This window comes from Mycobacterium sp. 852002-40037_SCH5390672 (genome assembly GCF_001665875.1).
Classification (GTDB): domain Bacteria; phylum Actinomycetota; class Actinomycetes; order Mycobacteriales; family Mycobacteriaceae; genus Mycobacterium.
The window spans coordinates 22192-44499 of the sequence record NZ_LZTA01000001.1 but is presented as its reverse complement, the minus strand read 5'-3'; the positions used below and the strand labels follow the sequence as shown (position 1 = coordinate 44499).

Genomic DNA, 22308 nt, shown 5'->3' with positions numbered 1-22308 from the left:
CGAGGGCGTTGCGCGGCCCCGCGTCCTCATCGGACAAAGCCGCGTCGCTTACGATCGAGCCTCGTGCCCCACGACGGTAAAGAGCGATCGCAGCGGATCCCCCGATCGGTGGCCGCCATCGCCGGGATCGTGGGCCTTCTGCTGTGCCTGTCCGTCCCGCTGCTTCCGGTAAAGCAGACCACCGCAACGATCCTGTGGCCGCAGGGCACCACAGACGGGCACGTCAGCCAGATCACCGCACCCCTGGTGTCAGGAGCGCCCCGCGCGCTGGACATCTCCATTCCCTGCCCCGCAATCGCCACCCTGCCCGCCGGCGGCGGCCTGGTGGTCTCGACCTTGCCACCCGGCGGCATGGACGCCGGGAAGAACGGGCTGTTCGTGCGGGCGAACAAGGACGTGGTCGTCGTCGCGTTCCGGGACACCGTGGCCGCGGTCGCACAACGCTCGGCCGTCGACGCCGGAGGGTGCAGCGTGCTGCACGCCTGGGCAGACGCCGGCGCGACCGGCGCCGATTTCGTCGGCATACCCGGCGCCTCCGGGGTCCTGCCGCCCGAAAAGAAGCCCCAGGTCGGCGGCGTCTTCACCGACTTGAAGGTGCCCACCGGGCCGGGATTGTCGGCCCGCATCGACATCGACACCCGATTCATCACCGCGCCCACCGCCATCAAGGAAATCGTGATGGTCCTGGGCGTACTGGCCGTGCTGACGGCCATCATCGCGCTTGCGGTGCTGGATCACCGGAGCCGAGGTGGCAGCACGCTGCTCAACTGGCGCTCCCCGATCGCCTGGCTGTCCAGGTACCGCCCCGGCACGCGCCTTGCCAACTGGCGGCGGGTAGGAATCGCGACGTGGATCGCCGACGCCGGGGTGGTCGCCACCCTGCTGTTGTGGCACATCATCGGCGCCACCTCGTCGGACGACGGCTACAACCTGACCATCGCCCGCGTCGCTCCCGGTGCCGGCTACATCGCCAACTACTACCGCTACTTCGGCGCCACGGACGCGCCCTTCGATTGGTATCTCGGGGTGCTGGCCAAGATGGCGTCGGTGAGCACGGCCGGCGTCTGGATGCGGCTGCCGGCGACGCTGGCCGCAATCGGGTGCTGGCTCATCATCAGCCATTGGGTGCTGCGCCGGCTGGGACCGGGCCGTGGCGGCCTGGCGGCCAACCGGGTTGCGGTCTTCACCGCGGGCGCGGTGTTCGTGGCGGCGTGGCTGCCGTTCAACAACGGACTGCGACCCGAGCCGCTGATCGCCCTCGGCGTGCTGGTCACCTGGCTGCTGGTGGAACGCGCGATCGCCCTGCGGCGGTTGGCCCCGGCGGCGCTGGCCATCATCGTGGCGTTGCTGAGCGCGACGCTGGCACCGCAGGGCCTGATCGCCGTCGCCGCGCTGCTGACCGGGGCCCGGGCCGTCGCCCAGACGATACGGCGCCGCCGGACGACCGACGGATTACTGGCACCCCTGGCGGTGCTGGCGGCCTCGGCGTCGCTGATCCTCGTGGTGGTGTTCCGCAGTCAGACGCTGGCCACGGTCGGCGAGTCGGCCCGCATCAAGTACAAGGTCGGCCCGACCATCGCCTGGTACCAGGATTGGCTGCGCTACTACTTCCTCACGGTGGAATCCAACCCCGACGGGTCCATGGCGCGGCGATTCGCGGTGCTGGTGCTGCTGCTGTGCATGTTCGGAATGCTGGTCATCCTGCTGCGCCGCGGCCGGATTCCGGGCGTGGCCACCGGGCCCGCCTGGCGACTGATCGGCACCACCGCGTTCGGCCTGCTGCTGCTGACGTTCACGCCGACGAAGTGGGCGATTCAGTTCGGTGCGTTCGCCGGGCTGACCGGGGCGCTGGGCGCGGTCACCGCGTTCGCCTGCGCCCGGATCGGCCTGCACAACCGCCGCAACCTGACGCTGTACGTGACGGCGCTGCTGTTCGTGCTGGCGGTGGCGACCTCGGGCATCAACGGCTGGTTCTACGTCGGCAACTACGGGGTGCCGTGGTACGACATCCAGCCGGTCATCGCGAGCCACCCGGTGACGTCGATGTTCTTGACGTTGTCGATCATTACCGGCCTGCTGGCCGCCTGGCAGCACTTCCGGATGGACTACGCCGGGCACACCGAAGTCAAGGACAACCGGCGCAACCGCGTGCTGGCGTCGACGCCACTGCTGGTGGTCGCGACCATCATGGTCATCGGCGAAGTCGCCTCGCTCACCAAAGGCGCGGTGTTCCGCTACCCGCTCTACACCACCGGCAAGGCCAATCTCGCCGCCATCAGCTCGGGGCTGTCGCCCGCCAGCTGCGCCATGGCCGACGACGTGCTGGCCGAGCCCGACCCCAATGCGGGCATGTTGCAGCCGGCGCCCGGGCAGACGTTCGGCCCGGACGGCCCGCTCGGCGGTAGCAATCCGGTCGGCTTCAAACCCGACGGCGTGGGCGATGACCTCAGGTCGTACCCGGTGGTGACCAAACCGGGCGTGGTGAATTCCGACGCGTCACCGAACAAGCCCAACGCCGCCATGAGTGATTCCGCGGGCACGGCCGGCGGAAAAGGCCCGGCCGGGGTCAACGGCTCACGCGCGGCGCTGCCGTTCGGCCTCGACCCGGCCCGCACCCCGGTGATGGGCAGCTACGGCGAGAACTCGCTGGCCGCCACGGCCACCTCGGCCTGGTATCAGCTGCCGCCGCGCACCGGCGACCGGCCGATCGTCGTGGTGTCGGCGTCCGGCGCCATCTGGTCGTACAAGGAGGACGGCACCTTCACCTACGGGCAGTCACTGAAACTGCAGTGGGGCATTTCGCGTCCCGACGGCACCACGCAGCCGCTGGCGGAGGTGCAGCCGATCGACATCGGGCCGGAGCCGGCGTGGCGCAATCTGCGGTTCCCGCTGACCTGGGCGCCGCCCGAGGCGAACGTGGCGCGCATCGTCGCGTACGACCCGAACCTGAGTTCGGATCAGTGGTTCGCGTTCACGCCGCCGCGGGTCCCGGTGCTGCAGACCCTGCAGCAATTGATGGGATCGAAGACGCCCGTGCTGATGGACATCGCGACCGCCGCAAACTTCCCGTGCCAGCGGCCGTTCTCCGAACACCTTGGCGTTGCCGAACTTCCGGGGTACCGGATCCTTCCCGATCACAAGCAGACGGCGTCGTCGTCGAACGGCTGGGAGGCCAGCGAGGCCGGTGGCCCGTTCCTATTCCTGCAGACAATGCTGCGCACCTCGACGATCTCGACGTATCTGCGTGGCGACTGGTATCGCGACTGGGGATCCGTGGAGCAGTACTTCCGGTTGGTGCCGGCTGATCAGGCGCCGGACGCCGTAATCGAACAGGGTGTGATGACAGTGCACGGCTGGAGCCGGCAGGGACCGATTCGAGCGCTTCCATGAGCGTCACGACCGTCAACAATCGCGGAAGCAAAGCGGCCCCCCCCCAGGACGTGCGCGTGACGCGCTGGATCGCGACGATCGCCGGGCTGATCGGTTTCATCCTGTCGATCGCGACGCCGCTGCTGCCCGTCGTGCAGACCACGGCCACGCTGAACTGGCCGCAAAACGGCCAGCTGAACAGCGTTACCGCGCCGCTGATTTCGCTCACACCGGTCGACGTGAAGGTAACCGTGCCGTGCGCTGTGGTGCGCTCCCTGCCCCCAGACGGCGGGGTCGTACTGAGTACGGCGCCCAAGAAGGGCAAGGACGCCGCACTCAACGCGTTGTTCGTGGTCGTCAACGGCAAACGCGTCGACGTCACCGACCGCAACGTGGTGATCGCGAGCGCGGCGCGGGATCAGGTGGCGTCCCCGCAATGTCAGCGCATCGAGATCACTTCGACCAAAGCGGGCGCCTTCGCCACCTTTGTCGGATTGAACGATCCGGCGGGCAAACCGCTCGGCGGCGGTTTCCCCGACCCGAACCTGCGGCCGCAGATCGTGGGGGTGTTCACCGACCTCACCGGGGCGGCCCCGGCGGACCTGAAATTGTCGGCGACCATCGACACCCGGTTCTCCACCACACCAACGACGCTGAAGCTGGTCGCGATGGTGCTGGCGATCGTGTCCACCATCGTCTCGCTGGTTGCGCTGTGGCGCCTCGACCAGTTGGACGGGCGGCGGATGCGCCGGCTCATTCCGGCGAACTGGCGCACGTTCACCCTGGCCGACGTCACCGTGATCTCCGGCTTCGTGCTGTGGCATGTGATCGGGGCCAACTCTTCCGATGACGGCTACATCCTGGGCATGGCCCGGGTCGCCGACCGCGCCGGCTACATGTCGAACTACTTCCGCTGGTTCGGTAGCCCCGAGGACCCGTTCGGCTGGTACTACAACTTGCTGGCGCTGATGACCCATGTCACCGACGCCAGCCTGTGGATGCGGTTGCCGGACTTGATCGCGGGAATAGTGTGCTGGCTGCTGCTCTCGCGTGAGGTGCTGCCCCGGCTGGGCCCCGCGGTGGCCGCGAGCAAGCCGGCGAACTGGGCGGCGGGCATGGTCCTGCTGACCGCCTGGATGCCGTTCAACAACGGCCTGCGCCCCGAGCCGATCATCGCTGTCGGATCGTTGATCACCTATGTGCTGATCGAGCGCTCCATGCGCTACAGCCGGCTGACGCCCGCGGCGCTGGCGGTCATCACCGCGGCGTTCACCCTCGGCGTCCAGCCCACCGGATTGATCGCGGTTGCCGCGCTGGTCGCCGGTGGCCGCCCGATCCTGCGCATTTTGGTCCGCCGTCACCGCCTGGTCGGCACCTGGCCGCTGGTGGCGCCGATGCTGGCCGCCGGCACCGTCATCCTCACCGTGGTGTTCGCCGATCAGACCCTGTCAACGGTGTTGGAAGCCACCAGGATTCGCACCTCCATCGGCCCCAGCCAGGCCTGGTACACCGAGAACCTGCGCTACTACTACCTGATTCTGCCGACCGTCGACGGGTCGCTGTCACGCCGCTTCGGGTTCCTGGTCGCTGCCTTGTGTCTTTTCACGGCCGTCTTCATCATGTTGCGGCGCAAGCGGGTTCCCGGGGTAGCGCGCGGGCCGGCCTGGCGGTTGATGGGTGTCATCTTCGGCACCATGTTCTTCCTGATGTTCACCCCCACCAAGTGGGTGCACCACTTCGGACTGTTCGCCGCGGTGGGAGCGGCGATGGCGGCGCTGACGACTGTGCTGGTGTCCCATGAGATTCTGCGCTGGTCGCGCAACCGCATGGCGTTCCTGGCGGCACTGTTCTTCGTAGTGGCGCTGTGTTTCGCCACCACGAACGGCTGGTGGTACGTCTCCAGTTACGGCGTCCCGTTCAACAGCGCAATGCCAAAAGCCGGCGGAATCACCATCAGCACAGTCTTTTTCGCGCTCTTCGTGGTTACCGCGCTGTGGGCGGTGTACCTGCACTTCGCACCCAGGGACCGCGGCGAAGGCCGATTGGCGCGCGCGCTGACGGCTGCGCCCATCCCCGTCGCGGCCGGCTTCATGGCACTGGTGTTCATCGCGTCGATGGTGGCCGGCATCGTTCGTCAGTACCCCACCTACTCCAATGCCTGGGACAACCTGCGGGAGTTCAGTGGGGGCTGCGGGTTGGCCGACGACGTGCTGGTCGAGCCGGACAGCAACGTCGGTTTCATGGCGCCTCTCACCACAGGGCAGCCCGACAATTACGGCCCGCTGGGACCGCTGGGTGGCGTCAGCCCAACGGGATTCACGCCCAACGGCGTACCGGAACGCACCCTGGCCGAGTCGGTCAAGGAGACGTCGGTGCCACAGCCCGGCACCGACTACGACTGGGATGCGCCGACCAAACTGACGACGCCGGGCATCAACGGATCGACCGTGCCGCTCCCGTACGGCCTCAACCCCGATCAGGTTCCGCTGGCCGGCAGCTACACCACCGGCGCGCAACAGCAGAGCAAGCTCACCTCGGCGTGGTACCAGCTGCCGAAGGCCGACGACGGGCATCCGCTGGTGGTGGTAACCGCCGCGGGCACGATCGCCGGGAACAGCATCCTGCACCACCACACCAGTGGACAAACGGTCGAGCTGGAATTCGGCAGGCCCGGTCCCGGCGGCGCCGTGCTGCCCGCCGGCCGCCTGGTGCCCTACGACCTGTACGGCGAGCAACCCAAAGTGTGGCGGAACCTGCGCTTCGCGCGCTCCCAAATGCCCTCCGACGCGGTCGCGGTGCGGGTGGTCGCCGAGGACCTGTCCCTGACACCGGACGACTGGATCGCCCTGACCCCGCCCCGGGTACCGGAGCTGCGCTCGTTGCAGGAGTACATCGGTTCGAAGCGGCCGGTGCTGATGGACTGGGCGGTCGGGTTGGCGTTCCCCTGCCAGCAGCCGATGCTGCACGTCAACGGCGTCACCGAGATCCCGCAGTTCCGCATCACCCCGGACTACAACGCCAAGAAGCAGGACACCGACACCTGGCAGGACGGCGTCAACGGCGGCCTGCTGGGCATCACCGACCTGTTGCTGCGAGCCCACGTGATGTCCACATACCTGTCGCACGACTGGGGCCGCGACTGGGGATCGCTGCGCAAATTCGACACCATCGCCGACGCGCACCCGGCGCAACTCGACCTGGGCACCGCCACCCGCACCGGATGGTGGTCGCCCGGACCGATCCGCATCAAGCCGTAGCGAGCGACGAAAAACGGTTTCTGGAAAATGGCTTTGCCGGCTCGTTATTCACGGGTGGAATAACGCGCTGAATTAACGTTGGAGTAATTACTCGGCAAAGGTTTATTTGCGCCAATTACGGGTCAATACTAATTCCGCTGTGATCCAGTTCACATGGCGGGAAGAGGTGGCCGGATGCGCACGCGGACACGCCTGAAAACCTGTGCGGTCGCGGTCACCGTGGTGATCATCTCGGCCGGGAGTTCGGCCGTCGGTACCGCGGCCGCCGAGGGCGGCGGCACGACCGTCGTTTTCGACAACTACCTGCGGCGCTGCGATTTCAGCAAGATCGCCATCGCCCCCAAGGTGCCCGGCCCCATGCTGGGCACCGGTTCGGCCGTCGTGCGTGCGAACGGGTCCAGGGCCGTTGCCGACGTACACCTGGTCGACGGCCCCGAACCGGGCATGCATTTCGACGTCGGTCTTATCCAAGAACCCCGCCCGTCGTCGTCGACCTGTGGGCCCGGGGACCCGGGAACCGCCTTTACCGGGATGGTTACCGACGGCGCAGGAAACGCAACGGCGACCGTTGCCGACACCATTCGGCCGGGCACGACCGGGGTTTGGCTGATTATCGAGCGGCCGAATGCAAACTCACAGAACCCGGCGGAGTTCTATACGTCTGAGTTCGTCGTGCCGGTGGGGTCGTAGCCACCGCCTGTGCGTCGACGGGACTGCCGGCTAGGCAGGCGGGGACTTCCGGCCCTATGTTGAGGTTCGAGTCGCATGGTGCGACGGGGAGTGCAAGAAAGCCTGGCGAAGGGGAGTGGTGTCGACGTCGGAGGGGGACGCAAGCCAGCGGCGAACCGCGGCGGATGAAGCCACTGCCGACATCGGTTCGTTGCTGCGTGCCGATGCCCGCGACGAAATCGACATGTCATCGGCTGTCTCCGAAGCGGCGGCGACCCTGGCCCGCGGTTCGGCCATGCTCGTGGTGAAGCGGGGTCCCAACGTCGGGGCGAAGTTCTTGTTGAACCAGCCGGTCATGAAAGCCGGGCGGCACCCCGCCAGCGACATCTTCCTCGACGACATCACGGTCAGCCGCAGGCACGCCGAATTCCACTCCGAGAACGGCGAATACCGCGTCGTCGATCTCGGCAGCCTGAATGGCACCTATCTCAACCGTGCCGCCGTCGACTCGGCGGTGCTGGCCAACGGCGACGTGCTCCAGGTCGGCAATTTCCGGCTGGTTTTCCTCACCTCCCCGCCGGCCTGACAGCGAAGGGCGGGATCGCCCGGCGCGTAGCGTCTGACCCATGAGCGACTACGCCGTAGAGGCGGTGGACCGGTTGCCGTTTTCCACCGACGAGAAATCGCAGCGCTACGCGACGGAGAACTACCGGGGAGCCGTGGGGCTCAATTGGTACCTCACCGATCCCACGCTGCAGTTCACCATGGCCTATTACCTCACGCCCGAGGAACTGAAGCTGGCCGAACGCCATTTGACGCGCATCGGTGAACTGATGGGCGGTCCGGTGGCGCAGTGGGCCGAAGAGACGGATCGCCACCCACCGCAGCTGCAGCGCTACGACCGGTGGGGTCACGACATCAGCGAGGTGGTCATGCCGGCCTCCTTCACGCAGTCCAAGCGGGCAGTCCTGGACGCCCAGCAGGCGCTGCGAACCGAAGCGCGCGAGGCGAAGATGAGCTCGTCGCTCACCATGTTCGCGTCGAATTATCTGCTCAACCAAGCCGATATCGGAATGGGGTGCGCGTTGGGCACCGGCGGCGGCATGGTCGAATCGCTGGTGGCCGCCTACGCGCCGCCCGACGTGGCCGAGCACGTGCTCGCCAAGTTCGCCTCCGGCGAGTGGGCCGGCGAGACGGCGCAGCTGCTGACCGAACGCACCGGTGGCTCCGATTTGGGAGCGCTGGAGACCACGGCGACCCGCCATGGTGACGCATGGATGTTGAACGGCTTCAAGTGGTTTGCGTCCAACTGCGCCGGGGAGGCGTTTGTCGTCTTGGCGAAACCCGAAGGCGCACCGGACTCTTCGCGGGGCGTCGCCAACTTCTTGGTGCTGCGCACCCGCCGCGACGGCTCCCGCAACGGGGTGCGGGTCCGGCGGCTGAAGGACAAGCTGGGCACCCGATCGGTGGCCTCGGGTGAGGTCGAATTCGTTGATGCCGAAGCGTTTTTGTTGTCCGGCGAGCCCACCGACGCCGCCGCGGGCCCCTCGGACGGCAAGGGGCTGGGACGCATGATGGAACTGACCAACGCCGCGCGCCTCGGCATCGCCCTGTTCGGGCTCGGTAATGCCCGACGCGCCCTGGTCGAATCGCTGTGTTATGCCCGGCAACGCCGGGCGTTCGGCGGCGCGCTCATCGACAAGCCGCTGATGCGGCGCAAACTCGCCGAGATGATCGTCGACGTCGAGGCCGCGCAGGCGTTGGTGTTCGACGGCACCGGCGCCACCAACCATCGTCAGCCGCGCAGCATGCGGCAACGCATCGCCGTGCCGGTCACCAAGCTCAGGGTCTGCCGGCTGGGGATCACCGCGGCCTCGGATGCGATCGAAATCCACGGCGGCAACGGCTATATCGAGACCTGGCCGGTGGCCCGCCTGCTGCGCGATGCGCAAGTGAACACCATCTGGGAGGGACCGGACAACATTCTGTGTCTGGATGTGCGACGCGGGATCGAGCAGACCCGCGCGCACGAGTCGCTACTGGCGCGGCTGCGTGACGCGGTGTCGGTCGCCGACAACGACGACGCCACCCGGCTGGTCGCCGGCCGGATCGAGGATCTCGCCGCGGCGATCACCGCGTGGACCAAACTCGATAGGGAGACGGCCGAGGCGCGGCTGTTCGGACTTGCCCAATTCATGGGTGACGTCTATGCCGGTGCGTTACTCATCGAGCAGGCCGCCTGGGAGCGGGCCACCCGCGGCGGGGAGCGCAAGGCACTGGTGGCGCGGCTGTACACGCAGCGCTATCTGACCGATCGCGGGCCGCTGCGCGGGATCGACGCCGACTCCGACGAGGCGCTGGAGCGCTTCGACGAGCTGCTCGACGGCGCGCTGCGGCTCCAGGACTAGATCGGGATGAGCCCGTGCTTGCGTGCCGTGCGGAACCACAGCTGCTTGTCCCGCAACAGCTTCATCGACTTGCGCAGCAGCAGCCTGGTTTGGTGCGGATCGATGACCGCATCGATGAATCCGCGTTCCGCGGCGGTCCACGGGATCGCCATGTTCAGGTTGTAGCCCTCGATGAAGTCCTTCTTGATCTGCTGCGCCTCGGGGGTGGTCGGGTCGGGGAAGCGCTTCATCAGCAGCTGCGCGGCCCCCTCGGCGCCGATCACCGCGATGCGCGCGGTCGGCCAGGCGAAGTTGAAATCGGCGGTGAGCTGCCTGGACCCCATCACGGCGTAGGCGCCGCCGTACGACTTGCGCACGGTGATGGTCACCTTCGGCACGTCCGCCTCGACCACCGAGTACAGGAACCGACCGCCGCGCTTGATGATGCCGTTCTTCTCCTGCTCGGCGCCCGGCAGGAAGCCCGGCGTGTCCACCACGAAAACCAGCGGGATGTTGAACGCGTCGCAGAACCGGATGAATCGCGCCGCCTTGTCGGAGGCCTCGTTGTCGATCGACCCGGACAGGTGCATGGGCTGGTTGGCGATCACGCCCACCGGGCGCCCGTCGACCCGGGCGAACCCGGTGATGATGGCCGGTCCGTGCTGCGCGGCGACGTCGAGGAAGTCGCCGTCGTCGAAGATCCGCAGCAGGATCTCGTGCATGTCGTAGGCCATGTTGTCCGAGTCCGGCACGATCGAGTCGAGCTCCAGATCGGTCGGGGTGGTCTCCGGCTCGAGGCCGGGGTTGACGATCGGCGGCTCGCTGACGGCGCTCGACGGCAGGAACGACAGGAACTCGCGCACGTACTGGAACGCCTCGGCCTCGGAGTCCACCACCTGGTGGATGTTGCCGTAGCGGGCCTGCGCGTCGGAGCCGCCGAGCTCGTCGAGGGTGACTTCCTCGCCGGTGACTTCCTGGATCACGTCGGGCCCGGTGACGAAGAAGTACCCCTGGTCACGCACCGAGACCAGCAGGTCGTCCTGGATCGGCGAATACACCGCTCCCCCAGCGCATTTGCCGAAGATGAGGGAGATCTGCGGTACCAGCCCGGATAGCGCCTCGTGACGGCGCCCCAGCTCGGCGTACCACGCCAGCGAGGTGACCGCGTCCTGAATCCGGGCGCCACCCGAGTCCTGGATGCCGATGATCGGGCACCCCACCATCGCGCACCACTCCATCAAGCGTGCGACCTTGCGGCCGAACATCTCACCGACGGTGCCCTGGAACACCGTCTGGTCGTGGGAGAACACCCCGACCGGCCGGCCGTCGATCATGGCGTGTCCGGTGACGCAGCCGTCGCCGTAGAGAGCGTTCGGGTCGTTCGGCGTCTTGGCCAGCGCCCCGGTCTCCAGGAAGGTGCCGGGATCGACGAGCGCGTGCACCCGGGCGCGGGCGCTGGGGAGGCCCTTCTTGTCGCGCTTGGCGACGGCCTTCTCGCCGCCGGGCTCTTTGGCCAATTCCAGGCGACGGTAGAGCTCGGCCAGCTTCTCGGCGGTGGTGTGCTGGATGGGAGCTGTCCCCGAAGCTGGCACGGTCTCCGTCACTACTTGCCCACCTCACTCGTCTGACTGGTTTCCGTCTCCACCTTATTCAGCACGTCCGCCAGGTGAGCGCCGACCTTGCCGATGATCGGTTCGTCGATGGCCTGGATGTGCTCACCACCGATCGGCACCACCTCGAGGTCGGCCACGTATTCGCCCCAGCCGCCGTCGGGCTTGCGGATTGCATACCGGGGCTCGAACTCGATGACGTCGTCGTGGTAGCGATCGGCCATGTAGAGGGTCACGTGTCCGTCGTAAGGCTCGATCTGGACGGTTTCGAGCGCCCGGTTGTCCAGGTAGGACGTCCGCTGGTGCTCGACGATGCCACCCGGAATCTGGACGCCGCTCTGCTGGACGATGTCCAACACGAACTTGACCTGCCCCTCGTCGTCGAGCTCCTCGAGCTGCTCGTAGGGGATCTCGGGAATCTCGACGTTGAAGGTGCGCTCGGCGAACTTCGCGTACCGGTCCCAGCGCTTGCGGGTCTCCTCCTGCGTCTGTGGGATCTCCTCGCCGGGGCGCACGGTGTCGATCATCCCGACGAATCGCACGTCGGCCCCGGCGCGCTTCAGCCCGATCGCGCACGCGTACGCCAGCGCGCCGCCGAGCGACCACCCGGCCAGGATGAACGGCTTGCCCTCGTTCATCTCCAGCAGCTTCGGCACATACTGGGCGGCCCGTTCCTGAACGGTGCCCTCCACGCGTTCGAACCCGTACATAGGCGTATCCGCCGGCAACCGGTTCAGCAGCGGCTCGTAGACCACGGTCGAACCGCCGGCCGGGTGGAACACGAACACCGGGGGTTTGGAGCTGCCCTCGGGCCGCGCCCGCAAAGTGCGGACGAAGCCGTCGATCTGACCGGCCTCCAGGTATTGACGAACCTTTTCGGCCAGCGCCTCGATGGTCTCCGACGTCAGGACGTCCTCGGCGGTGACGGCGCCCTCGGCGCGCTCCGAGAGTCGTTGCGCCATCTTGGCCGCGGTGTCCTCGTCGAGCTTGGGCAGCGGGTTGAAGATGCCGCCCGGTGACTTGCCGGTGACGATCGCCCAGGTGGCGAAGGTGACCCGCTCGGCGGCGTCGCGCGGGGGCACGTCGGAGTTGAGCGCCTTGGCCACCGCTTCGGAGGTGAGCGCCTGGGCGGCCCCCTTGAGATCCGGGGCCAGGTTCGGCTGGCCACCGTTGCTCGCCGCGCCCTTCGGGCCGGCAGGGTCCGTCGGCGGCGCCGGGATCGTCGTGTCCGGCGACGGTGCCGGCTGGGTCTCGGGTTCCGCCTGCGGGTCCGGATCCGGGGCAGCGGCCGATGTCGGCGTTGCCCCGCTGAGCAGCTGGGCCTGTTCCCTGGCGATCTCCTCGGGCGTCAGCGTCTTCTGGTGCTCGTGCAGCTGCTCGACCTCGTCGCGGTGCTCGATCGCGTACTCGATCAGCTTCTCGATGGCGTAAAGATTGGCGTCGCGCACGGCCGTGAGCTGGATCGGCGGCAGGTCGAAGTCGTATTCGACGCGGTTCTTGATCCGCACCGCCATCAGCGAGTCCAGGCCGAGCTCGATCAGCGGCACCTCCCACGGCAGGTCCTCGGGCTCGTAGCCCATGGCCGCCGAGACGATCAGGCCCAGCCGATCGGCGACGGTCTCGCCGGAGTCCGGCGTCCACCTGCCCACGCTGGACGGCAGGTAGCGGTTGGTCAGGCTGTCCGACAGCGTCTCTGCGTCGGCCTCCTCGGCGGGCGCCGCGGGTGCCTCAACCGCGGCGGTCGTGGTCGGGGCGGCGATCGCGGCACCGGCGCCCACCGCGGTCGGCAACGCGGCCACACTCTGACCGGCCCGGGACACCAGCGCGTCGTAGACCAGGGTGAAGGACTCGTCGATGCGGGCGTGCACCTGAACCGAGGCGCCACCCGGGTGCCGGGTCATCGTCGTCACCAGCCGGGCGCCCGCGCCGGGCACCGCGCGCTGCTCGGACGCCACCAACTGTGCATCCGAAAGCACTTGTGTCGCAGCAGATTTCACCAACGCGGCCAGATCCGTCTCGCCGTTGCGCGGCGCGTACTCCCAGACGTGTCGGCCGTCCGGCAACGCGACATGGGTGCCCGGCATGATCACCGAGCCGTCGCCGGAGAAGTGCACGTCCAGCCAGTGCTCTTTGCGCTTGAACCGGGTCAGCGGGATGTTCGCGTAATCCTCGGGCCGCTGCGCACGGGTGAACAGGGTGCGGATGTCCAGGTCGTGACCGTGGACGTAGAGCTGGGCCATGGCCGAGATCATCGACTCGACGTCGTCCTGCTTGCGGGCCAGCGTCGGAATCAGTTGGGCGTCATGAAGACCCGCGGCGGCGGTGGTCAAGCCGATCTGCATCAGCGCCACCGGGTTGGGCGCGAGCTCTAGGAACGTGGTGTAGCCGCTGTCGACGGCGTTACGGACGCCGTGGGTGAAGTAGACCGAATGCCGCATTCCCTTGACCCAGTAGGCGACATCGTGGATCGGCGCGCCGCCGGGCTTGATGTAGGTCCCCTCGTGCACCGTCGAGAAGATTCCGACGGTCGGGCTCATCGGCGCGATGCCCTGCAGCTCCGCGGAGAACTCCCCGAGCAGCGGATCCATCTGCGACGTGTGACCGGCGCCCTTGGTCTGCAGCTTGCGGGCGAAGCGGCCCTCGGCTTCGCATCGGGCGACGATCGCGTCGATCTGCTCCGGTGGACCGCCGATCACGGTCTGACTGGGTGCGGCGTAGACGCACACCTCCAGGCCGGGGAAGTCACCGAACACGGTCTTCAGCTCGTCGGCCGAGTACTCGACGAGCGCCATCAGCCGGATGTACTCGCCGAACAGCATCGCTTCGCCCTCGCCCATCAGGTGCGAGCGCGAGCAGATCACGCGGGCCGCGTCCGCGAGGGACAGCCCCCCGGCGAAATATGCCGACGCGGGCTCACCAAGCGACTGGCCCACCACCGCAGCGGGTTTGGCGCCGTGGTGCTTGAGCAACTCGCCGAGGGCGATCTGGATCGCGAAGATGACGACGTTGCTGGTTTCGATGCCGTAGTCCTGCGAGTCGTCCAGGATCAGCTCGAGCACGGAGTAACCCCGCTCGTCCTGGATCAGCGCGTCGACCTTCTCGATCCACTCGGCGAAGACCTCGTTGCGCAGGTACAGGCTCTTGCCCATCTTGCGGTGCTGCGCACCGAAACCGGCCATCGCCCACACCGGGCCGCTGGTGACCGGCCCGTCGGTGCTGAACACGTTGGGTCGCTGCTTGCCGTCGGCGATCGCCCGCAGGCCCTTGACGGCCTCTTCGTGGTCGTGGGCCAGCACCACCGCGCGCGAGCGGCCGTGGTTGCGACGCGACAGCGCCCGGCCGATCGATTCCAGCGACGACGCCTGCCCTTCGGGGCTTTCCATCCAGTCCGCGAGCTCGGCGGCCGCGGCCTTCTTGCGCGACGTCAGGAACGCCGACACCGCGAGCGGGATCAGCGGCTTGGTCGGCTCTGATTCCTCTTGGGCGGCAAGCTCTTCCAGCGCGATCGCTTTGAGGCGCAATGCCTCGTCGGTGACGCCCGGGAGCTCGTAGGATTCCTCCTCGACCTCGGAGGCGTCGGGGATGATGTTGCCGAAGTCGTCGAACCGCAGCGAATGGCTTTCGAGCGTGGGCGCCTCGGCCGCTTCGGCGGCCGGCGCAGCGGCGACGGGCTGCGGTTCGGGTTCGCGCTCGATCACATCGCGGGGCAGCACTTCGCGCACCACCAGGTGCGCGTTGGCCCCACCGAAGCCGAAGCTGGACACCCCGGCCAGCGCGTAGCCGCCGTAGCGCGGCCAATCACTGGCGCTGTCAACGACTTTCAACCGCATGCCGTCGAAGTCGATGTAGGGGCTCGGGCCGGCGAAGTTGATCGACGGCGGCAGCTTGTCATGCTGTAGCGCCAGCACCACCTTGGCGAGGCTGGCCGCACCGGCCGCCGACTCCAGGTGTCCCACATTGGTTTTCACCGCGCCCAGCAACGCCGGACGGTCGGCCGGACGGCCCCGTCCGACGATGCGGCCCAGCGCCTCGGCCTCGATCGGGTCACCCAGGACGGTGCCGGTGCCGTGCGCCTCGATGTAGTCGACGGTGCGCGGATCGATGCCGGCGTCCTTGTAGGCCCGGCGCAGCACTTCGGCCTGGGCGTCCTGGTTGGGGGCGATCAGTCCGTTGGAGCGACCGTCGTGGTTGACCGCGCTGCCGGCGATGACGGCCAGGATCTGGTCGCCGTCGCGGCGGGCGTCGTCGACCCGCTTGAGCACGAACATGCCGCCGCCCTCGGAGCGGGTGTAGCCGTCGGCGTCCGACGAGAACGACTTGATCCGGCCATCGGGGGACAGCACCGCGCCGATCTCGTCGAAACCGAGCGTCACCAACGGTGTGAGCAGCGCGTTGACACCACCGGCGACCGCCACGTCGCACTCACCGTTGCGCAGCGCCTGCACCGCCTGATGCGTCGCCACCAGCGAGCTCGAGCAGGCGGTGTCCAGCGCCACCGAGGGACCGCGGAAGTCGTAGAAGTAGGACACCCGGTTGGCGATGATCGAGCTGGCCGTTCCGGTGATCGCGTAGGGGTGCGCCACCGTCGGGTCGGACACCGCCAGGAATTGGTAGTCGTTGTTGGAGAAGCCGACGTACACGCCGACGGCCTCGCCGCGCAGGCTCGACGCCGGGATCCGGGCGTGCTCGAGCGCCTCCCAGGTGAGCTCCAGCGCCATCCGCTGCTGTGGGTCGATGTTGTCGGCCTCGGTCTTGGCGACCGCGAAGAACTCCGAGTCGAAGCCCTTGACGTCCTTGAGGTAACCGCCGCGGGTGCGGGCTGTCGCGACCCGTGCGGCGATCCGCGGCTCCTCGAGGAATTCCGACCACCGGCCTTCGGGCAGATCGGTGATGGCGTCGCGGCCTTCCATGAGCGCCACCCAGGTCTCATCCGGGGAGTTCATGTCACCGGGAAGCCTGGTCGCCAGGCCCACGATCGCGATGTCGACGCGCTCGGCCGGGCCGGTGCGGGTCCAGTCGAAAGCGTCATCGGCCGCTGTGTCTATTTCGGGCTCGCCCTCGACGATGCGGGTGGCCAGCGATTCGATGGTCGGGTGCTGGAAAGCCACCGCGACCGACAGGGTCACACCGGTCATGTCCTCGATGTCGGCGGCCATCGCCACGGCATCGCGCGACGCCAGGCCCAGCTCGACCATCGGCACCGACTCGTCGATGTCGTCGGGTGATTTCCCGACCGCCCGGCCCACCCAGTTGCGCAGCCACTGGCGCATCTCGGGGACGGTCAGCTCGGCGCCCTTGACGGGCGGTGTGGCGGGCACCTCCCCGCCAGGGCTCGGGGTGTCGTTTTCGGGGTGCTCAGTGTCAGCCATGGTCCTAAGAGATTCAGTCGGTGGAGCTGGCGAAGGCCGTCGGCGAACCGACACCGCTTCGCAGACTGCCGTCGAGGTAGGCGGCGCGGCAGGCGCGGTGCCCGATCTTGCCGCTGGAGGTGCGCGGGATCGTCCCCGACTGCACCAGCAGCAAGTCACGGATGGTCACGCCGTGACGCACGGCGATCGCGGCCCGGATGTCGTCGGCGATCGGCTGGTAGTCCAGCTTGTGCGAACCGGCCGCGCGCTCGGCGACGATCACCAGCTGCTCGGAGCCGTCGTCGGGGTCGTACTTGATGCCGGCGTGCGGGTTGTCGAACACTTCCTGCGGCAGTTGGTTGGCCGGCACCGAGAACGCGGCCACGTAGCCGGTGCGCAGCGCCTTGCTGGCTTCCTGCGCCGAGTACTCGAGATCCTGCGGGTAGTGGTTGCGGCCGTCGATGATGACGAGGTCCTTGATGCGGCCGGCGATATAGAGGTGGCCCTTGTGGTAGGTGCCGTAGTCGCCGGTCTTGACCCACATGCCGTCGTCAGGCGCGCCCTCGGCGTGCGACTGGCTGATCCGCGACTTGAGGATGTTGCGGAAGACGTCGTTGGTCTCTTCTTCCTTGCCCCAGTAGCCGATGCCCAGGTTGTTCCCGTGCAGCCAGATCTCGCCGATCTGACCGTCCGGCAGCTCGCTGGCGGTCTCCGGATCGACGATGACGGCCCACTCGTCGACACCGATGACACCCGCGGAAACCTGCGGAACGGCCTTCGGCGAATCGGCGGGCACCTCGACGAAGCGCTGCTTGTTCAGCTCGTCACGGTCCACGTGGATGACCGTGGGCGCCTCGTCCATCGGCGTGGTGGAGACGAACAGCGTCGCCTCGGCCAGACCGTAGGACGGCTTGATCGCGGTCTCCCGCAGGCCGTAGGGCGAAAACGCGTCGTAGAACTTGCGCATCGACGCCGGGGACACCGGCTCACTGCCGTTCAGGATCGCCTTGACGTTGCTCAGGTCCAGCGGCGGCTCACCCTCCTTGGGCACCCCGCGGACCGCCGCATGCTCGAACGCGAAGTTCGGCGCCACCGTGATGACTTCGCAATCCGGGGCGTCCTCGGGCTTGCGCGCCATCTCGCGGATCCACCGGCCGGGCCGGCGCACGAAGGCGGCCGGCGTCATGAAGGTGAACTTGTGACCGACCACCGGTGACAACAGCGCGGTGATCAGCCCCATGTCGTGGAAGAACGGCAGCCAGGACAGGCCGCGGTCGGCCTCTTTGCCCTCCAGGCCGTTGAGCACCTGCAGCACGTTGGTGGGCAGGTTCAGGTGGGTGATCTCCACCCCCGTCGGGGTGCGGGTGGAACCGGACGTGTACTGCAGGTAGGCGATGGTGTTCTCGTCGGCCTCCGGCGGCTCCCAGGTGGATGCGACCTCGTTGGGTACCGCGTCGACGGCGATGACGCGGGGACGCTCCTTGGCCGAACGGGCGCGGATGAACTTGCGGACGCCCTCGGCGGCCTCGGTGGTGGTCAGGATCGTCGACGGGGTGCAGTCGTCGAGCACGGCGTGCAGGCGACCGACGTGGCCCGGCTCGCTCGGGTCGAACAGCGGCACCGCGATCCGGCCGGCGTACAGCACGCCGAAGAGTGCGACGAGGTAGTCCAGGTTCTGCGGGCAGAGCACGGCGATGCGGTCGTCGGGCTGGGTGACTTGCTGCAGCCGGGCGCCCACGGCGCGGTTGCGGGCGCTGAACTCCGACCAGGAGATGTCGCACTCGACGCCGTCGCGTTCGGTCGAGTAATCCAGGAACCGGTAGGCGAGCTGGTCGCCACGAACTCTCGCCCACTTCTCAACGTGCTTGACCAAGTTCGTGTTGTCCGGGAACTTGATCTTCCCATTCACGATGAACGGGTTGTGGTACACCATGCCGCTCTCCTGTCACACCTGTTTTTGGTCGGCCTGGCCGACGCTTTGTTCCTAGGTCGGCTCCGCCGACGGCTTCGTTCTTCAGCCGGCTGATGCCGACGGTTACATGTCTACGCGCACGCCGGACCTCGCACGGCACCTACTGGGCAACGCCGGTGATGTGCCGGCCGCAACCAGCATCGACCTGACCGGATGCGCGACAAAGGTCCGATAGCTCTTAAATTCCTCTTAATGTTACGGGGCTGCCTACGGCAGACCAAATCACAAGGTACCGCTGATCGACACCGGCAACCGCCACCTAACGCATGTGTCCCACCGCGCCAATCATCCGTGTTTTGGTTGTGGCGCATTTGCGATAAGACCGTGAGCCCAGTTCAACGTCCAGTCGGTCGCCGGCGCCCCGTCGATGCTCCAGCACTGCGTCGTGGCGTACAGCGCATGGACCGGCTGACCCGCACCGCCGGCCAGGGTGTTCAGCGTGGCGGGCAAGTTGGCGATGCTGAAGGCTTCCTCCGGAGCGGCACAGATCAGGTCGCCCGGGGCGCAGATCTCATTGGTCTTGCCGTTGAGGTCGCCGAAACCACCCGGGCGCGGACCTGTCATGGTCAGACCCATCCCGGACAGGATGGGCACCTCGTGCAGCGTGACCTCGGCACCCTGCCCCGGCGGGTTGGGCCCGATGTCGTTGCCGACCCCCATCTGACGACGACCGTCAGCGATCAACGTCACACCCAGCACCAGGTCGTCGTCGACGGGTCCCCGGCCGTTGCCGATATCGCTGGCGATGTCACCGGCGATCACCGCGCCCTGCGAAAAGCCCATCAGCACGTAACTGGTCAGCGGACACTTGGAGTTCATGTCGGTCATCGCTTGAACCGTCGCGCGGGTGCCCTCGGCCCGGCTGGCGTTGTAGGACATCTGCGTGTCACCGCTCAACGGATTGTGGAACTGCGCGGTGTACGGGGTGGTGTACGCCTGCACCCGCGACGACGGGAACTGCTGGGTGAGGCTCGCGGTCGCCTTGTGCAGCAATGCGTTGGGGAATTGCAGTGGGTTGGCGGGGTCGTCCTGCACGGCGGACTCCCACGTGCCGGGAACATTGACCAGATACACGTCGGGGCACGAGGCGTCCTGAGACGCGGGTCGTGGCTTGTGGGGGTGCGTCGTCGTCGACGACGGAGGCAGGACCCCGGACGGCACCGCGCTGGGCTCCGACTCGTGGCCACGCAGCAAGGTCACCGCCGCCAAGATGCCCAGCAGGACGACTGCGGCGACCGACAGGGCGGCGATCCAAGCGAGGGTGCGTTGACGTTTACGCCGCGCGCTTTTAGCCATGTTCTCCTGCCAGCAGAGTCGGTGGATCGCAGCTACGCGGTCCTCCCGACCCCTGCTGCACCCCCTACACGGTACCGGCTCGACGGACTGGCTAAGTCGGGCAGCGACCCGCTACCGAATGGCGCCGACCCGCTGCGCCCGGCTGCGCCGCGCTTGCGATCGCCGCTAGCGAATGGCGCCGACCCGCTGCGCCCGGCTGCGCCGCGCTTGCGATCGCCGCTAGCGAATGGCGCCGACGATGTCGCCCGACATCGCCCCGAGCTGCCCCGACCACGAGCCCCAGCCGTTGTCGCCGCCGCCCGGGAAGTCGAAGTGGCCGTTGTGTCCGCCGTTGCTGCGGTACTGCTGATAGAACTCCCGCGAACTGCCCATCGCCGCGCCGGCCTGGCCGATCATCGCGGCGTCGTCGCCGCCCATGTTCGTCGGGCTGTAGACCCACACCCGGGTGTTGTTCTGTGCCAGGAGCGAGGCGTGCACGTAGGGGTCGTGCCACTTCCACCGGCCCAGCTGCGGGGCGCCCCACATGCCGTTACCGTCCACGCCGCCGAACTGCTGCAGGCCGGCCAGGATCGCGCCGTTGTAGTTGGTGCTCGATGGATACAGGAACCCGGACAGCGATCCGGCGAAGCCGAAGCGGTCGGGGTGGAAGGCGGCCAGCGCCATCGCGCCGTAGCCGCCCTGCGAGGCACCGACGGCGGCGTGACCACCGGGCGCCAGGCCTTTGTTGGCGGCCAGCCAATCGGGCAGCTCGCTGGACAGGAACGTGTCCCACTGCTTGCTGCCGTCCTGCTCCCAGTTGGTGTACATGCTCCAAGCGCCGCCGGCCGGCGCCACCACCGAAACGCCCTTGCCGCCCAGCGTGTTCATGGCATTACCGGCGGTGACCCAGTTGCTCACGTCCGGGGCCGCGTTGAAGGCGTCCAGCAGGTACACCGCGTGCGGACCACCGGCGAGGAAGGCAACCGGGATGTCGCGGCCCATGGCCGCCGACGGAACCATCAGACTTTCGTAACCCGCCGCCCGGGCTTTGCCCACGGTTCCAGCGGGTTGCAGCGCCAAGGCCACCCCGACCGCCAGCACGGCTACGCAGAACAACCGCAGAAGCCCTGACACACCCCGCACGACCGTCATGTCCACCCTCCATCGTCTCGTCGCTGAATGCACATTAGCCAGGGCCTCAGTTCCCCCGCCCGCCGGGTAGTGAAACACATCACACATGCCGCAAACGACGAGCGGCGGAAACCCCGAAGGGTTCCCGCCGCTGGTCTTAATGCTTGGCGTGTTTAGGTGCCCTGGCCGTTACCGGCGTTGGTGGTGGCGGCCGTGGCCGGACCCGCACCCGGGGTGGCGCCCAGCACCGACTGCAGGTCAGGCTTCATCGCCTGCAACTGCGCGCCCCAGTAGGGCCAGTCGTGAGTGCCGTTGGCGTCGAAGTTCCACACCGCGTTGTGGCCACCGGCCCCGTTGTAGGCGTCCTGGAACTTCAGGTTGCTGGTCCGCACGAAGCCCTCGAGGAACTTCGCGGGCAGGTTGTCGCCACCGAGGTCGGACGGCTTGCCGTTACCGCAGTACACCCAGATGCGGGTGTTGTTGGCGACCAGCTTGCCGACCTGCAGCGACGGGTCGTTGCGCGCCCACGCCGGGTCCTCCTTCGGCCCCCACATGTCGGCTGCCTTGTAGCCACCGGCGTCACCCATGGACAGGCCGATCAGCGACGGGCCCATGCCCTGCGACGGGTCAAGCAGTGCCGACAGCGAACCGGCGTAAACGAACTGGTCGGGGTGGTAGGCGGCCAGGATCAGCGCCGACGAACCGGCCATCGACAGGCCGACGACGGCGCTGCCGGTCGGCTTGACCTGCTTTTGCGCCGACAGGTACTGCGGCAGCTCGCTGGTCAGGAAGGTTTCCCACTTGTAGGTGGTGCAGCCGGCCTTACCGCAGGCGGGCTTGTACCAGTCGGAGTAGAAGCTGGACTGGCCACCGACGGGCATGGCGACCGAGATGCCGGACTGGTTGTACCACTCGAACGCCGGGGTGTTGATGTCCCAGCCGTTGAAGTCGTCTTGCGCACGCATACCGTCGAGCAGGTACAACGCGGGCGAGTTGGCGCCACCGCTTTGGAACTGAACCTTGATGTCGCGGCCCATTCCGGCGGACGGAACCTGCAGGTACTCCACCGGCAGACCCGGGCGCGAGAAGGCCCCGGCGGTCGCCGAGCCTCCAACGGCGCCAATCAGGCCCGAGAGCAGCGCCGCACCAGCGGCTGCCACGACGAGCCGGCGCGGCATACCCGCTACGGCGCCGCGCAATCTGTCGACAAGCGTCATCCTTGCTTCCTCATCCTTCTTGCGGCCTTTCGGCGCATTTCACCGATCGGTCGCTTTCTTGATTGGGTCGAAA

Annotated in this window: 11 protein-coding genes; 5 read left to right on the top strand and 6 right to left on the bottom strand. The window is 67.7% G+C overall.

What is annotated here, in order from left to right; translation table 11 throughout:
• The first annotated feature begins 63 nt into the window (after nt 1–63).
• The 5 genes from A5782_RS00155 (at nt 64) to A5782_RS00135 (ending at nt 9703) form a co-directional block, all read left to right on the top strand.
• Entirely contained in the window at nt 64–3390 is a 3327-nt protein-coding gene (locus tag A5782_RS00155; protein ID WP_067093479.1) for an arabinosyltransferase domain-containing protein, read from the top strand.
• Nucleotides 3387–6626 carry an arabinosyltransferase domain-containing protein gene (locus A5782_RS00150; RefSeq protein ID WP_067093477.1) on the top strand — a complete coding sequence of 1080 codons (3240 nt, stop codon included), beginning with the start codon at nt 3387–3389 and terminating at the stop codon, nt 6624–6626. Before A5782_RS00155 ends, A5782_RS00150 begins: the two co-directional genes overlap by 4 nt.
• Nucleotides 6627–6800: 174 nt before the next feature.
• Nucleotides 6801–7316, top strand: a complete 516-nt coding sequence (locus A5782_RS00145) for a hypothetical protein (RefSeq protein WP_067093475.1) — start codon at nt 6801–6803, stop codon at nt 7314–7316.
• A 118-nt stretch (nt 7317–7434) separates the two neighbouring features.
• Nucleotides 7435–7881, top strand: a complete 447-nt coding sequence (locus tag A5782_RS00140) for an FHA domain-containing protein (RefSeq protein WP_067093817.1) — start codon at nt 7435–7437, stop codon at nt 7879–7881.
• A gap of 40 nt (nt 7882–7921) precedes the next feature.
• Entirely contained in the window at nt 7922–9703 is a 1782-nt protein-coding gene (locus tag A5782_RS00135; protein WP_067093474.1) for an acyl-CoA dehydrogenase family protein, read from the top strand.
• On the opposite strand, the gene A5782_RS00130 is transcribed toward A5782_RS00135, so the two are convergent.
• The 6 genes from A5782_RS00130 to ag85A form a co-directional block, all read right to left on the bottom strand.
• Complete coding sequence (locus A5782_RS00130) at nt 9700–11274, bottom strand: acyl-CoA carboxylase subunit beta (protein WP_156623744.1); 1575 nt, start codon at nt 11272–11274, stop codon at nt 9700–9702. The genes A5782_RS00135 and A5782_RS00130 overlap by 4 nt on opposite strands.
• 11 nt (nt 11275–11285) lie before the next feature.
• Nucleotides 11286–16661 carry a polyketide synthase Pks13 gene (gene pks13, locus A5782_RS00125; protein WP_067093471.1) on the bottom strand — a complete coding sequence of 1792 codons (5376 nt, stop codon included), beginning with the start codon at nt 16659–16661 and terminating at the stop codon, nt 11286–11288.
• 13 nt (nt 16662–16674) lie between these two features.
• Nucleotides 16675–18573 (bottom strand): long-chain-fatty-acid--AMP ligase FadD32, encoded by a 1899-nt coding sequence (gene fadD32, locus A5782_RS00120; protein ID WP_067093469.1) that lies wholly within the window; start codon nt 18571–18573, stop codon nt 16675–16677.
• Nucleotides 18574–18897: 324 nt separating this feature from the next.
• Nucleotides 18898–19908, bottom strand: coding sequence for a cutinase family protein (locus A5782_RS00115; RefSeq protein WP_067093467.1), 1011 nt, complete (start codon nt 19906–19908; stop codon nt 18898–18900).
• Nucleotides 19909–20127: 219 nt separating this feature from the next.
• Nucleotides 20128–21030, bottom strand: a complete 903-nt coding sequence (locus tag A5782_RS00110; protein WP_067093814.1) for an esterase family protein — start codon at nt 21028–21030, stop codon at nt 20128–20130.
• 161 nt (nt 21031–21191) lie between these two features.
• Nucleotides 21192–22235 (bottom strand): diacylglycerol acyltransferase/mycolyltransferase Ag85A, encoded by a 1044-nt coding sequence (gene ag85A, locus A5782_RS00105; RefSeq protein ID WP_067093466.1) that lies wholly within the window; start codon nt 22233–22235, stop codon nt 21192–21194.
• Nucleotides 22236–22308 lie beyond the last annotated feature (73 nt).

What these genes read in the sequence shown, in the direction of transcription:
- A5782_RS00115 (WP_067093467.1), bottom strand. Translation starts at nt 19,908, where the DNA reads ATGGCTAAAAGCGCGCGGCGTAAACGTCAACGCACCCTCGCTTGGATC.
- A5782_RS00150 (WP_067093477.1), top strand. Translation starts at nt 3,387, where the DNA reads ATGAGCGTCACGACCGTCAACAATCGCGGAAGCAAAGCGGCCCCCCCC.
- A5782_RS00145 (WP_067093475.1), top strand. Translation starts at nt 6,801, where the DNA reads ATGCGCACGCGGACACGCCTGAAAACCTGTGCGGTCGCGGTCACCGTG.
- A5782_RS00135 (WP_067093474.1), top strand. Translation starts at nt 7,922, where the DNA reads ATGAGCGACTACGCCGTAGAGGCGGTGGACCGGTTGCCGTTTTCCACC.
- fadD32 (WP_067093469.1), bottom strand. Translation starts at nt 18,573, where the DNA reads ATGGTGTACCACAACCCGTTCATCGTGAATGGGAAGATCAAGTTCCCG.
- pks13 (WP_067093471.1), bottom strand. Translation starts at nt 16,661, where the DNA reads ATGGCTGACACTGAGCACCCCGAAAACGACACCCCGAGCCCTGGCGGG.
- ag85A (WP_067093466.1), bottom strand. Translation starts at nt 22,235, where the DNA reads ATGACGCTTGTCGACAGATTGCGCGGCGCCGTAGCGGGTATGCCGCGC.